The 14028-nt window shown below is 58.6% G+C and carries 10 protein-coding genes and 1 pseudogene; 4 read left to right on the top strand and 7 right to left on the bottom strand.

Translation table 11 applies throughout. From position 1 onward, the window contains the following. Positions 1-17: 17 nt before the first annotated feature. Entirely contained in the window at positions 18-1289 is a 1272-nt protein-coding gene (locus MTX23_RS27960) for a pitrilysin family protein (protein ID WP_280978222.1), read from the bottom strand. A 764-nt stretch (positions 1290-2053) separates the two neighbouring features. Here MTX23_RS27960 and MTX23_RS27965 point away from each other — a divergent pair. Further along, entirely contained in the window at positions 2054-2206 is a 153-nt protein-coding gene (locus MTX23_RS27965; protein ID WP_280973360.1) for a hypothetical protein, read from the top strand. Positions 2207-2323: 117 nt separating this feature from the next. On the opposite strand, the gene MTX23_RS27970 is transcribed toward MTX23_RS27965, so the two are convergent. Next, on the bottom strand, positions 2324-3571 hold the full coding sequence (locus MTX23_RS27970) for a cytochrome P450 (protein ID WP_280973361.1): 1248 nt from the start codon (positions 3569-3571) through the stop codon (positions 2324-2326). A 673-nt stretch (positions 3572-4244) separates the two neighbouring features. Here MTX23_RS27970 and MTX23_RS27975 point away from each other — a divergent pair. Beyond that, positions 4245-4436: a hypothetical protein gene (locus MTX23_RS27975; RefSeq protein ID WP_280973362.1), complete on the top strand. Its 192-nt coding sequence runs from the start codon at positions 4245-4247 to the stop codon at positions 4434-4436. A 636-nt stretch (positions 4437-5072) separates the two neighbouring features. Here MTX23_RS27975 and MTX23_RS27980 read toward each other — a convergent pair. The 3 genes and pseudogenes from MTX23_RS27980 to MTX23_RS27990 all read right to left on the bottom strand — a co-directional run bounded on the left by MTX23_RS27980 (position 5073) and on the right by MTX23_RS27990 (position 10277). Next, positions 5073-8177, bottom strand: a complete 3105-nt coding sequence (locus MTX23_RS27980) for a multidrug efflux RND transporter permease subunit (protein WP_280973363.1) — start codon at positions 8175-8177, stop codon at positions 5073-5075. Between the two features lie 114 nt (positions 8178-8291). Continuing rightward, on the bottom strand, positions 8292-8957 hold the full coding sequence (locus MTX23_RS27985; protein ID WP_280973364.1) for an FkbM family methyltransferase: 666 nt from the start codon (positions 8955-8957) through the stop codon (positions 8292-8294). 775 nt (positions 8958-9732) lie between these two features. Next, a pseudogene (locus MTX23_RS27990) lies at positions 9733-10277 on the bottom strand (DUF4142 domain-containing protein). 339 nt (positions 10278-10616) lie between these two features. On the opposite strand from MTX23_RS27990, the gene MTX23_RS27995 reads away from it, so the two are divergent. Together MTX23_RS27995 and MTX23_RS28000 are read left to right on the top strand one after the other, a co-directional pair. Then, entirely contained in the window at positions 10617-10820 is a 204-nt protein-coding gene (locus tag MTX23_RS27995) for a CsbD family protein (RefSeq protein ID WP_280973365.1), read from the top strand. A gap of 368 nt (positions 10821-11188) precedes the next feature. Then, on the top strand, positions 11189-11395 hold the full coding sequence (locus MTX23_RS28000; RefSeq protein WP_280973367.1) for a hypothetical protein: 207 nt from the start codon (positions 11189-11191) through the stop codon (positions 11393-11395). A gap of 340 nt (positions 11396-11735) precedes the next feature. Here MTX23_RS28000 and MTX23_RS28005 read toward each other — a convergent pair whose 3' ends face one another. Next, positions 11736-13082, bottom strand: a complete 1347-nt coding sequence (locus MTX23_RS28005) for an adenosylmethionine--8-amino-7-oxononanoate transaminase (protein ID WP_280973368.1) — start codon at positions 13080-13082, stop codon at positions 11736-11738. Next, a complete protein-coding gene (gene bioD / locus MTX23_RS28010) occupies positions 13079-13714 on the bottom strand; it encodes a dethiobiotin synthase (RefSeq protein ID WP_280973369.1) in 636 nt (211 codons plus the stop codon). Before bioD ends, MTX23_RS28005 begins: the two co-directional genes overlap by 4 nt. Positions 13715-14028 lie beyond the last annotated feature (314 nt).

Below are 14028 nucleotides of genomic sequence, written 5' to 3' on the forward strand. Positions count from 1 at the left end.
TGCTTCTCCCCGTGCTTTCACGTTGACTCTTTGATGAGATAGCCGGTCACTGAGCGCTTCTTGTCGAGCCATTTCCGCGCGGCCTCGCGCACCCGCCCAGCGTCGACGGCATAGATGCCGTCAGACCAGCCTCGGATATCGTCGATGCTCAGTCCCGTCGTGAGCCCGCGGCCATACCAGTCCGCTAGCATTTCGTGATCGTCCTGGGCATAGATTGCTTGCGCGATCAGCTGTGTTTTGACCCGCTCGAGGTCCTCTGCGCGCGCGGAATTATGCGCAATGCCGGCGATCACCCCCTCGATGGCTGACTCGATCTGGTCGAACTCGACGCCAGGTTTCGGTATGGCAGAAATCTCGAATTGGGAGGGATCGAGCGAGATACGCTCGTAGCTCGCTCCGGTGCTGACCGCGAGCTTCTTGTCGATGACCAGCGCGCGATAGAGATAGGAGTTGACGCCGCCGCCCATCAGTTGCGCGAGCACATCAAGGGCGGGACTCTCGCCGGGCGTCGCGGTCCGAGCCGACGGCACGAGATAATAGCGGTACAACACTCGCTGCTCGACGCGGGGATCGGCCAGCGTCACGGTGCGCGGCGCGGCCGGCGTCGGCTCCTGCGGTCGCCGGCGGTGCGCGGGGATCGATGGCTGCGCGGGGATATCGCCAAACTTGTTCTGCACCATCGGGCGGATCTCGTCGGCCTCGACGTCGCCGGCGATGATCAGGATCGCGTTGTTCGGTGCATAGAACCGCTTGTAAAATGCGAGCGCGTCCTCGCGATCCAGCTTTTCGATCTCCTGCCGCCAGCCGATCACAGGTCGCCGGTAGGGATGGTTGAGGTAGAGCGCCGCCGTCATCTGCTGGGTGAGCCGCGCACCGGGATCGTTGGCGACGCTCATATTGAACTCTTCAAGCACGACGTCGCGCTCAGACAGCACGTTCTGCTCTTTGAGACTGAGGCCGGTCATGCGGTCGGCTTCAAAGTCCATCATCTTGCCGAGCTGCTCGCGCGGCACCTGCTGGTAATAGCTGGTATAGTCGACCCCGGTGAAGGCATTCTGGTGGCCGCCGGCCCGCAGCACGGCCTGGGAGAATTCACCCGGTGGATGTTTGGCCGTGCCCTTGAACATCAGGTGTTCGAGGAAATGCGCGATCCCCGATTTGCCCGGCGGCTCGTCGGCGGAGCCGACCTTGTACCAGATCATCTGGGTCACAACGGGCGTGCGGTGATCCGGTATCACCACGACTTGTAAACCGTTCTGAAGCGTGAAGCTTTCGGGTCGGTCTGAGATGAGCGTGGTCTCGGCAAGGGCGCTCCCGTCGGCTGAAACATAACGAAGATCACCATTCCGCCTGGCACCGGTTCTGTATTCGCCCGCCAACGCTGTGCCCGTCGTCAAATTAGGAGCGCCGGAGGCGGCGCCTAGCCCCTCGATCGTCACGGGATTCCAGTTTTTCATGGCATCGCCCTTCGTTGCATAACGCCTTCCGTAGCGGACAATTCCCGACAAAGGGGGGACCGCACGTCGTTGGCACGCAGCGGAGCAAAAGCCGGGCCACTGGCCTGACGGCCGGTACGGGTGCGACGTGCGACCAACGTGACGCAAGACGCAAGGCGCGACGCGTCCCTTCTGGCCAAAAGTCAGCCGCTAGGCGTGTTGCGAACACGACATTGCGCACTAAAACGTACGATAGCGCGGAACGAACTGCAGAATGGCAACTTGCAACGAACGACAGACCGATGCGGGATTTGCAACGCAGGCTCAACTTTCGCCAGGGTCGCCGTTAGACGCATCCAGATGCGCATCCAGCGAAAATTCTAAGGTACCGGGCAGCACACCAATAGTCCGTCTGTCTCAGATCGGCCGTGAGCCACTACCTGTCCGCTGGAGCCGACTACCTGGCCGATTGGGGGTCAAATCATCTGGACACACGGCCAATATGTTAATCCCAAGTCGCCAAGCTCTTCGCCTACCTGACCATCCCAAGGCCTTAAGGTTCAGTATCTCAAGGCAGATGACGTCTTCAAACCGTTACGCCCTCATTCAGGCCGCTCATGACGAAGCTCGACTGCGGAGCAATCTTTGACTGCAATTTGTTTGTGCTCGACGATCTCTTCCTCGCTCGCACCTTCCCTGACGACGCTCCGCAGCATACCGATCCATCGACGCTGCAATTGCGTCGGAGCGTCATCGTCGCGCCTGTCTGATGGCCCCCGCTCTCAAGATGCAGTACCGATCAAATGCATTGTGCGGCGGCGAGCCTGGATAGGACACCGGATTGAATGCCGTGCTGAGTGCCGGCTCTCAAGCCCGAGCATCACAGACTAGGCTGCAATTTGCGCAGGGAGTGTCGAATAGCCGTGCACAAAGTTAGACGCAATACGCTCGGGTTCGCCCACAACCTGGAACTCCAACCGCGCATTCAACATCTCTTCCCAAAGGACTTTCAACTGCAGTTCTGCAAGATGTCGACCAAGGCAGCGATGGATGCCAAATCCGAACGAGAGATGCTGCCGTACGTTCTTGCGGTCGATGACGAAACTGCTGGCGTTCTCGATGACCTCTTCGTCGCGATTGCCAGAGATGTACCACATGATGACCTTGTCGCCCTTTCTGATTTTTTTCCCACCTACGATGCAATCGGTCGCAGCGTTGCGGCGCATATGGGCGATGGGCGTCTGGTATCGAATAATCTCGGACACAGCGCTCGACACCAGCTTGGGATTGTCACGTAGCTTTCGCAGTTCGGAGGGATTCTGATACATGAACAGGAGGCCACCGGTCATCGAATTGCGCGTGGTGTCATTCCCCCCTACGATCAATAGAACCAAATTCCCGAGAAACTCACTCGGCTCCATATGGCGTGTAGCCGGCGAGTGTGCCATCAAAGAAATCAGGTCGAGGCGCGGCTCGGCATCAATGCGCTCATTCCAAAGTCGGGTGAAATAGCTCAGACACTCGGATAGAATCGTGCTTCGCTTGTCCCAGCTGTCGATCGCGTGGCCTGGTTTCGGGGTAGCCACCGCGACGTCCGACCAATAGGTCAAGAGCCGCCGATCTTCAAATGGAAAGTCGAACAGCGTAGCGAGCATCTGCGTCGTCAATTCAATGGAGACCATGTCCACCCAGTTGAAGGTGTCATTGCGCGGCAAGCCGTCCAGGACCGTCCTGACCCGGGAGCGGATCAAGCTTTCGAGCTTTGTCAGGTTTTCCGGTGCGAATATCGGACTTACGGTATAGCGCCGCTCGGCGTGTTTGGGCGGCCCCATCTTGATGAAACTCGAGGCCCAATGTTCATCAGGCACGTCGACAATAGTGACACCTCGCTCCGACGAGAATGCTCTGTGGTTCGTATCGACGGCTACGATATCTCGGTATTTCGTAAGGGACCAATATGGACCGTACGGGCTGTCCTGACAGTAGTGGACCGGGTCTTCCCGTCGCAACCGCTCGAAGCATCCCCATATACTGTCGTCTCGAAACCGCCTGGCTTCGCTTACATCCAGATTGCTCAGCGGGATATTGCACTCATCATCAGCTCCATAGTGCTCTGATCGCTTTCTCATCATCATCTCCGCAGATTCTGCTCTCTCGGGAGCTTGCCGATCGACAAGTCGCGATTCAAAGCTTCGAACCACTGTGGCATTTGGCTGCGAACGGGCTTGAGAGTATCCCAAAGTGCAGATGGCCCACCCCTGCCAGATCCGGCAGTAGAGATCATATTGACTTTTCAAATCGATCCGCTCAGTGAGCGGCTGAAGCCTATCAGCGTCAAGACGGGAGGATGGCCGCACGCTGGAGGTGACGTAAGGCCAGGACGCAGTCGCAAGCGGCCCTGTTCGCCCTCTTTTCGGAGTGCATGTCACGGAGCTCCGCACGCTCGGGGCAGACTTACCGTATCAACCTGTCTTAGGCGATGCGGTAGACGGCGGAGCAGCTTCTTGCGCAGACATTACCGAATGCTTGAGCAACGGTGCCTGCTCAAGCAGTTTCGCACCTGGAAAGCTTCTCATGCGCCTGCCAGATCGAGAAGGCAGGCGCGACGTACAACACATATCGCGACCAAGCGGATGATCCGTCGTTTAAGCGTTTGCGGTTGGTTATCGGGCGGCCAGGAGACGGACCTGAGACCAATTGCAGACAGGCGTACCCTCTGCGTTTGTTTCGGAGGTTTGCGAGTTGTGGCTCGTTTGCACTAGGCGCTGATCTGGAAAGGCATTAGAAGCCATCGTCAGCGAGTGGACGATGAGCGACGTAGCATATCAAGTGTATTCGAAAAACGGCAACGGTGCCATTCGAGTTGTTGTTTCTTCAGCAAAGCAAGCTCTAGCCAAGGCCCACGAACTCGCCGAAGCCGGCAACGAGGTCCTGATCAAGGACCTCGCCGGTCGAATCCTCGACACGGCGACGATCGTTGAACTTGCCGCGCGCGAATAGTGTGCCGGTGGATCACAAGGTTGGACGACTCTCGATTTATGTCTGACATTTTGGAGCTGCAGAACTTTTAGCTCGCGACCGAGCGCCGTCGGTCTGACGTAGACAATTCTCCTTCAAGACCTAATGGAGAAACGGCAACGCCGCTTCATTTCATCAGGGAGATGCATTTCTTTTCTCTTTCCGGCGACGTCAATCTTGCAAGCTGCGTGGCCGTGGATCGACGGCAATTCACCGGGTCTAAGACCGACGACCATTGTCTCTATCCGGCCGCGCGAAGGGACAGTATCCCGCCTGTCCGAGCGGCGGATCGCAGGCGCATTCTTCGCCGAGCACCTCATTCCAGCCCAATTCGGCACCAGGAGCAGCACATCTCGACGCGCAGGACCGCCAAGCCGTTGGAGGCTTCCGCCGCTCGTCATGCCGGCGCGCTGACGCGGCCGTCCTCTTGGTGATGTAGTCCTGCACCTCCGCCGAACGATAGATCGAGAGCGAGCACGTCAGTCGCGGACGATCGTTCTTGTCCGTCCGCAACACAAATTGCAGCAATCGTGTGCGATCAAATCACCGCGGTCCGCTCAATTTGTCCCCGACATCGAGGAGAAATCGAGCGGACGGACCCTGGGTTAATTGCCAACATCATGGCTTGGCCAAGTGGGCTTCAGCTGCTTCAGTGAGGCCAAGCTCGGGGGCGTCCTTGGCATGGTCGTCAGCCGCGTCGGCGCGGTGGTCGGACGCGAGCGCGACATAGACCGCCGGCAGCACGAAAAGCGTGAACAGCGTACCGATCGATAAGCCCGCGACCAGCACGAGTCCGATCGAAAAGCGGCTCGCGGCGCCAGCCCCTGTTGCGGTCAACAAAGGTACGAGGCCGGTCACCATCGCCGCCGTGGTCATCAGGATTGGACGGAGTCGGACGCGCGCCGCCATCTCGATGGCCGAGCGGCGATCTAACCTCTCCGTGAGCTGCAGCTCATTGGCGAACTGCACCATCAGGATGCCGTGCTTGGAAATCAACCCGACCAGTGTCAACAGCCCGACCTGGGTGTAGATGTTCATCGTCGCCGCGCCAAAGAATAGCGGGATCAAGGCGCCGACGATTGCCATCGGCACGCTGATCAGGATGATAAGGGGATCGCGCAGGCTTTCGAACTGCGCCGCCAGCACCAAGAAGATGATGATGAGTGCAAATGCAAAAGTGATCGGAAGTTGGCTACCCTCCTGGACATATTGGCGGGCGTCAGCAAGGAAGTCGTGGCTGAAGCCTGCCGGCAACTTCTTTGCCTCCCCGTCCAAGAAGTCCACGGCCTGGCCGATCGTGACGCCGGGCATCGGGACGGCCTGGAAGGTTGCGGAGTTCAGCTGATTGTAGTGGGTGAGTGCATTCGGATCGGTCCCAGTCTCGATGGAAACCAGGGTTGACAGCGGCACCATCGAACCCGTTGCAGCCTTCACATAATAACTGCCGAGCGCTTCCGGCGTCAGGCGGCTCTCGCGCGGCACCTGCGGGATTACCTGGTAGGAGCGGCCCTGCAGGTTGAAGCGATTGACGTAGTTTCCACCGAGCAAGGTCGCAAGCGCGCTCCCGATACTCTGCATGGTAATGCCAAGATCATTGGCCTTGGATCGATCGACTTTGATTCGGACCACCGGCTGGTTGAACTCGAGGTCAGAGTCGCTCACCGCGAACAGGCCGCTCCTGCGCGCGGCGTCCTTCAGCTTCGACATCTGCTCATAGACGGACTGGAAACCGAGCGTCGAGTTGATCACCATCTGCACCGGTAAGCCGTCGGAACCGCCCGGAAGCGGCGGCAAGCTAAAGGCAAATGCGTTGACACCTTCGATTTTGGACAGCTCGGCCTGGACTTGCGACTTGAGCGCGATCGATGATCGCTTGCGCTCGTCCCAAGGCTTGAGCAACATGCCGGCCAAGCCGGCCTGCGACCCATTGATACCGTTGAGCATGAAGCGCAAGTCGGTCTCGGGAAACTTCTTAAACGCCGTGTCGAGCTTGGCGCCATAATAGTCGAGGTAATCGATATTGGCATATTTTGGCGCCTTGGTCAGTGCGAAGACGATGCCCTGATCCTCCTCGGGCGCGAGTTCCTTGGACGTATGCAGATAGAGAAAGCCGACCAGGCCCAACATGGTCAGCGCAAACAGCCCGGTGATTGGCGAATAATCGAGCGAGCGGTCGAGCTTGCGGCCGTACCAGCGCGTCATGGCGCCGAACGTGCGGTTCACACCCCTTGCAAATCGCCCCTCCTCTGCGCTCGTGAGAAAGACCGAGCACATCATCGGCGACAGCGTGAGCGCGATCACGCCCGACACGATCACCGAGCCCGCCAGCGTGAACGCAAATTCGCGGAACAGCGTACCGGTGAGACCGCCGAGAAAGCCGATGGGCGCGTATACGGCGGCGAGCGTAATCGTCATGGAAACGACGGGGCCGACCATCTCGCGCGCCCCCTTTGTAGCGGCCTCTATGGGCGGTGCGCCGTCTTCCAGATGGCGATAAATGTTCTCCACCACAACGATCGCGTCATCGACGACGAGACCGATCGCAAGCACCATCGCGAGCAGGGTTAAAAGATTGAATGAAAATCCCAGCGCCAGCATCATGCTGCAAGAACCAACGAGCGACAGCGGAATGGTGACGACAGGAATGATGACGGACCGCAGCGAGGCCAGGAAGAGGAAGATCACCACCACCACGATCACGACAGCCTCGATGAGCGTCTTCTCCACCTCATCGATCGATGATTGAATGAACTTGGTGGAGTCGTAGGCGACCTTCATCTTCAGTGATGGCGGCAGGTTGCGCTCGATCTCTGGAAACAGCGCTCGAACGCCTCGCACGATGTTCAGCGGATTGCCCTGCGGGCTTGCCCGAACTCCGATGAAAATCGCGTGTTCGCCGTTCATGGTAACGCTGGCGTCAGTGGTCTGCGCGGCAAGCTCGACAGTCGCAATGTCCTCCATGCGTACAAAGCCGCCGTCCTTGGCCTTGACGACCATGCGCTTGAAGTCATCGACACTGCGCAGATCCGTGTTGGCCGTGACATCGAAGAGATTGAAATGACCCTTGACCTGGCCGGCCGCGGCCTGGAAGTTGTTGGCGGAGATTGCAGCCGAAACGTCGGCCGGCGACACCCCGCGCCCCGCCATTTTTGCAGGATCGAGCCATAGCCGCATCGCAAAACTCTGGCCGCCCAGGATGTCTGCCGCTGCGACGCCGTCTACCGTCGACATAATCGGTTGCACCACGCGAGAGAGATAGTCGGTGATCGCGCTGGCCGTCAGTTCCTCGCTGGAGAAGCCGACATACATGACAGCCGTGGCCTGACCGCCCGACTTGGTGACGACCGGATCGTTCGATTCTTTCGGGATCAAATATCTGACCGAGTTGACCTTGGAGAGCACCTCGGTGAGCGCCTCGTTAGGATCAAAATTGAGCTTGATATAGACCTGGATCGTCGAGGTGCCGAGCACCGAGGAGGACGTAATATAGTCGACGCCCTCGGCGGAAGCGACCGCCTGCTCCAGGGGCGTGGTGATGAACCCCTGGATCATGTCGGCGGCAGCGCCCGGATAGGACGTCGTGATGTTGACGACTGTGTTCGACAGCTTGGGATACTGCCGAATCGGCAAAACAGTGGCCGCGCGAAAGCCGGTCAGCAGGATCAGGAGGCTGACGACGATGGACAACACCGGACGTTTGATGAAAAGCTCGGTAAATGCCATCGCTGGGCTCGCATTCAAGAGGCCGACGCAAATTCGACGGCCAGTCAGGCTCCAACCATGGTTGTCAATGTGGCGACCAAGGCCCGCAGCATGAAGGAAGCGGAATCGGCTGCTCTAAAGGCTCTTGTTCCTAAGCAACACATCACCCTCCACCGCGCGAGGATATTGGGCGACCACTTCGAATGAAGGGAGAAGCTTTAGCATGGCTTGAAGGGTCAGCTGTCCTTCGTAAAGCTCCTTGTCGCTGTATTCGGTATAGATAAAGCGCGTATTGCTCAGCGTCTGCCTGCCACCGGCGAAGACATCTGCCTCGGCTCCCTGCACATCCATCCAGATCAAGTCAACCTTGCTCAGATTGGCCTCGGCGCACCAGTCATCCAGTCTTCGCGTTTCAACCGAGATCGGGCTGTCGAACCGGACCCAATCATACTCGGCAAGGTGATTCTTTGGTCGTCGTATCGAGCCGGAGAGAGCCCAATCCTTCGCTTCGCCATCGCCGTTGCTTGGATGAAAGTCGACCCTGCCGTTATGATCGCTGATCGCGATCTCGAACAGAGGCACCTTCGCAAGATGGAGACCCATGTTCATCTTGAAGCGGGCAATCGCCCGAGGATCCGGCTCGAAGCAATAGAGCTGAGCTTCCGGGCAAAGCCGAAGAAAGCGTAACGAGTCGGCTCCGTCGTAACAACCGATGTCCAGGATCACCGGATCCGTCTTCTGCAGGAACGAAACAATGTGCCGATGCACATCAGACAGGGCGATGGGCTCACGCGTTTCCATTAGACTCGTCCTCACGCCTCAATGGCAGGCAACAACTTCCAAGCAAACGTATCAAGTCTGCCGAAGCCGACCACCGACTGTCTTCGAATGATCGAACTTCGACGTCAAACGTACAAACAACAAGACGGGCAGCGGCTCAATTCTACGGAGGTTAACGAGCGATATCGAAGGGGTTGCAAATGCTATACCAAGGTTTGCCGGCACGCGACGCCGGTATGAGCCTCAGGGCACTTGTGACGTAGATGCCCTCGGAGCACCAGATTACTTCTTGAGCCGAATAGGCGTGCAGTCCGAGCTTGAGAGCATCGCTGAAGCTTCGGCATATGGCGTCTCGGACCTAAATATGCGGCTGGCTGTCACTCTCACCGCGTTCTCGGCAATTTCGCTACCACGGCGTCCAGGTCGTCGCGAATGTAGGCTTCGTGAAATGCGTTTGCATTTCGGCTGTAGCAACAGCCTCGTCTCTCTGCCGCCATGGCTTCAGACGAAACGGTCAGCAGCAAGCAAGAATGGAAGCCCCCCCAATCTGAATGCCGCGCGCTCCCGTCGCGGCCCGCGGCAGATGCTGTGGCATGGGCGGAACAGGTCGTCGCACTGTTCCGCAAACCCGGTGAATCGCGTTCCCATCGAACATCGGTCTGCAATCCGGACCGCGGTCCTCGAACGATCGCCGCTTACGTCGTCGTCATTCGTCTTTGCGTCCGATCGCTCAGGTCGCAGGTCGTATGCGCGAAACGACTTCAGACCATAGTCGCGAGGGCCAGAAATGACACCGTCACTTCCGGCTCTTGTCCATGTCCTGTGCCAACTCCAGATGGCGCTGGCAGAGTCTTGCCGGCCCAGTCTTTCAATTTCGGATCGTCACCGCCCTTGGAATAGCGCTCAAACAGGGAGACCGCGTCCTTGTGCGCACTAACCCGCGCCGGATCGTATTCGCTGGCGAAGTCGTCCGGCTTTGCGTTGCGCGGCCGATCCAGCTTCTTTTCCGAGCTGTCATCCAGGCCTGTCGGCAACGCGGATTTCATCTCACCATTGACGAGCTGTTTCAGCTCCCGGCTCATCTTGGTGTGATCGGTGATCATTTGTTCGGCGAACTTCTTCTCCGTTGGATTGCCCTTCTGCTGGGCGACCTTCGCTGCCTCGATCTCCAGAATGTCGCTCATAGCGGCTTCCTTGATGAACTCCTCGCTTGATGAAATCCTCGGTCTTCGGCGCAACACCGAGGACGGAGTTGACGCCGGCCCTTTCACCGACCGACTGCGCCAGCGCAGTCGAGGTCAGCAGGCCGACGACGGCCATTGCCAAAACGGTTCGCTTCATCGGGTGCCTTCTTATGCAGCCCAGTTATGCAGCCCAGGCTTTGAGCGCGGTGATGGCAAGCTTTGTAAGTGCGTCACGCCAAGCCCGGCAGCGCCGCTTATATCTTATCTGCTTTCGGCCTCGTAGATGTCGAGGAAGGGGGCGCTGAGAGCTTGCTACGACATAAGGTTGCTCCGCGGGTTGGACGTAAGCTTGTGCTGCTCCAACCCGTGCGGAGCAGCCACGTTCCTATTTTCGCGGTTCGCGAGCCCAGACGTGCGAATTCCCGGTGCGACGTCGGCGCGGAACGAAGCGCTCATAAGTCGGTTGGTCGGTTTTGGCCGTTCAAGGAGAGCTGCGATGGACTGGAATCGAGTCGAGGGAAATTGGAAACAGGTGAAAGGCAAGGTCAAGGAGCAGTGGGGCAAGCTGACGGACGACGATCTCGATATGATTGCAGGCAGGCAGGACCAACTCGAAGGGCTCCTGCAGGAGCGTTATGGCTACGCAAAGGATCAGGCCCGCAAAGAGGTGAGCGATTGGTACGATCGCCAGACGTGGTGACCGGGTTGATCCGGCCTGATCATTCGCGACGCACGCGGCGGACGACGCCACGGTCTGCTCGGACGTATTGCCAGATGCCCGCTGCCGCTTCCAGCAGCAGCAGTGCCATGCCGATCACGGTTCGACCGACGAAAGCCGATATCGCGATTGCATGCGACGGTCTCGCGAAGGACGACGCGACCGAGCGTGTGACCTCGATTATGACGTGGGCGGCTGACTCCGATTGACCTAAGGCGAGGTCCTGCCGAGATATCCGGACTTATCCATTCCGTAGATGGACCCAATCAAGAGAATCAATTTTACCACTTGCGCTGCGGTCATATAGACGTGGTGGACGGCTGGGGCCAACCTAGGGAAGCGACTCTAGAATGAAAAAATTCGTCATTGTGACTGCGAGCGCCCTCGCGCTTGGAACGGCGGCGGTGCCGACCTTTGTTGCTGAGGTTTCCGCCCAACCGGTCACCACCAAGGTGCAGGTAGCCGATACGTCATATCCTCAATGCGCGGACAACCCGTTGGACGGCATCTGCGACTTATTTTTTTGTTTGACCGATCCGTCATGTGTGCAGCACTAACGACGGAAGACAAACCAACATAGAACGAGGATATGAGCTGTCGGCGATCCCCAATGCGCCTGTCGAGGCATTGGCTGCGCAGCACGCCGACCTCAATCTCCACCATGTTCAGCCAGCTGGCATGCTTCGAGCCTCCACCTCGCTCAGATTAATCCGCTGCCGTAGGCCGAAGCTGTTCGCTCATTGGACGATGTTGAGTTCTGCTTCGTTACTTGTTGAGAGCCGTATGACGTGAGAGCGTCACTACGGTTCGGAGAGCGGCTCCGGGTGCAACTCCCGGAGCCGACGCACCATGACCGGGGAGCATACCTGGTTACCAAAAGCCTCGAGACAGGAAAGTTCATCTGGCCATCGGTCGCCGCTGAATCGGTAACGATCTCTCCGGCGCAGTTGAGCTATCTGTTGCCCGGGATCGATTGGCGCAAGCCAGCGCATCGGCAGCATCCCTGATGGCCGCGTATATCTCGTCGAGGTCCGTCTTTGTGATGCAGTATGGCGGCATCACGTAGATCGTATTGCCGAGCGGCCGCAACAGCAGGTTTCGCCCCTTGAAGAAAGCCTGAAGCTTTGGACCGATGTCGGCGAGATAGCCAGCGTCGCCGGTTTTGAGATCGAGTGCGGTAATGGTGCCCGTACGACGGATGCCTTCAAAGCGCGGGTCGAGGCGGAATGGCTCGATTGCCTCCTCTTGCATCGTCGCCAGCGCCGCCACCCGCCGGCGCGCTTCCCTATCTTGCCATAGATCCAGATTGGCCTTAGCGGCAGCACAGGCCAGAGGATTTGCGGTATATGAGCTCGAGTGAAAGAACGTACGCGTACGGTCTTTCGAATAATGCGCATCAAAAATATCGCCGCGGCAGAGTGTGACCGCGAGTGGAAGCGCACCACCAGTAATGCCCTTTGAATAGCAGACGATATCAGGCGTGATGTTCGCCTGCTGGCAGGCGAACAGCGAGCCGGTGCGGCCCCAGCCCGTCATGACCTCGTCAGCAATGAACAGAACCCCTGATGCCTCGCAGATCCGCTTCATCTCTTTGAGCACCCAGGCGGGGTACATCAGCATCCCGCCTGCCCCCAATATGAGAGGCTCGACAATGAACGCTGCGGGCATCTCATTTCGACATGCGGACTCGAGCGCGTCGAGCGTTGCCTGTTCACGGCCTCTTACCGGGAACGGAACCGAAGTGACGTCGAACAGCACAGGCTCGTAGGGCGCGTTGAATACGCCGCGGCTCCCTACCGACATCGCCCCAACCGTATCGCCGTGATAGGAATGCTGCATCACGACGATGCGTGTTCGCTGTTTGCCTATATTGTGCCAGTAGCCGAGCGCCATCTTTAACGCGACTTCCACGCTGGCTGAGCCACTGTCGGAGAAGAAGACATGGTCAAGACCGGGCGGCGTGACCTTTAGCAGCAGCGCTGCAACCTCCTCGGCCGGATCATGAGTATACCCGGCAAAGATAATTTGGTTGAGCTTGCCGGCCTGCTCCTGGATCGCGCCGACGATATGCGGATGGCAATGGCCATGGGTTACAACCCACCAGGAGGAGATTGCATCAATGATGCGGCGCCCGTCCGCGGTGTGGAGATAAGCCCCATCACCACGTACGATCCTTGTCATCTCGTCCTGAAGCGCGTGTTGCGTGAATGGATGCCAGATCGGCGACCGCTTCCTTGGCATCATGGCGCGAAATCATCTCGACGGAATGAGGCGTTGAACGCAGCCTGCAGTGTGTCTGGCGACAGGGGAGCGATCCAGGGCAAGCGTCCTAACCAACGCACCCGGCCAATTTCGCAAATCGCCCTCACAGCTTCCGAGTTCTTCTCGCCAATGAAGGCTATTCCGAGAATGTCGATTTGACGCTTTCGCAGAGCCTCGATGGAGAGCAACGAGTGATTAATCGTTCCTAACGCGGTGCTCGCGCAGATCACGACTGGAAGCCGCCATCGCTCGAAAATGTCAATGTAAAGTGTACCGCTACTCAGCGGTACCATCAGCCCGCCGGCGCCCTCGATCACGAGCGGCCGCCCTCCGGCGTCCGGCACATCGAGCGTGTCCGTGTTGATGCGAACTTCGTCGATCTCCGCAGAAAGGTGCGGTGAAGCGGGCGTGCGCAGGCGGTAGAGCTCCGTCACGATGCGATCGGACGCAAGGCCGCCAAGCCGCGCGACGACCTCGGCATCGGTCTCTCCTTCAAGACCAGCCTGAATTGGCTTCCAATAGGTCGCATCAAGAAGATTGGCGAGGCCCGCGCAGAAGACCGTCTTTCCAATCCCGGTATCTGTGCCAGTCACCACGATTTGCTGCTGCCTCATCGGCGATCACCTCCTGTCTCCTCGACCCGAGCGGTCGAGCATTGTACTCACGTCGTCCTCCGGGCATTCAGCGCCCGTGAAATTCGCGAACGGATGCCACTTTGCAGGAGCTGTCACTGCCTCGTGGAGGATCGGGGGCCGGTCCAGGGTGATCAGCGCCAGCGCAGAACCGAGCAAACGGCGCTCGGCGCGCTTATAACGGCGTTCCGGATCGCCTCATTTCAACAGTGGCCGCGCAATCGTCATGCAAGGGGCCCATCGCCTTCGCTCCATCCTTGAACCAGAGGATCTTGCTCGAATGCCAACAGACGGGT

This window comes from Bradyrhizobium sp. ISRA436, assembly GCF_029910015.1.
GTDB lineage: Bacteria > Pseudomonadota > Alphaproteobacteria > Rhizobiales > Xanthobacteraceae > Bradyrhizobium.

Excerpts from the sequence above, each read along its gene's own strand:
- MTX23_RS27965 (WP_280973360.1), top strand. The coding sequence starts at position 2,054 with ATGACGAAGCTCGACTGCGGAGCAATCTTTGACTGCAATTTGTTTGTG.
- MTX23_RS27970 (WP_280973361.1), bottom strand. The coding sequence starts at position 3,571 with ATGATGATGAGAAAGCGATCAGAGCACTATGGAGCTGATGATGAGTGC.
- MTX23_RS27975 (WP_280973362.1), top strand. The coding sequence starts at position 4,245 with ATGAGCGACGTAGCATATCAAGTGTATTCGAAAAACGGCAACGGTGCC.
- MTX23_RS27980 (WP_280973363.1), bottom strand. The coding sequence starts at position 8,177 with ATGGCATTTACCGAGCTTTTCATCAAACGTCCGGTGTTGTCCATCGTC.
- MTX23_RS27985 (WP_280973364.1), bottom strand. The coding sequence starts at position 8,957 with ATGGAAACGCGTGAGCCCATCGCCCTGTCTGATGTGCATCGGCACATT.
- MTX23_RS27995 (WP_280973365.1), top strand. The coding sequence starts at position 10,617 with ATGGACTGGAATCGAGTCGAGGGAAATTGGAAACAGGTGAAAGGCAAG.
- MTX23_RS28000 (WP_280973367.1), top strand. The coding sequence starts at position 11,189 with ATGAAAAAATTCGTCATTGTGACTGCGAGCGCCCTCGCGCTTGGAACG.
- MTX23_RS28005 (WP_280973368.1), bottom strand. The coding sequence starts at position 13,082 with ATGATGCCAAGGAAGCGGTCGCCGATCTGGCATCCATTCACGCAACAC.
- bioD (WP_280973369.1), bottom strand. The coding sequence starts at position 13,714 with ATGAGGCAGCAGCAAATCGTGGTGACTGGCACAGATACCGGGATTGGA.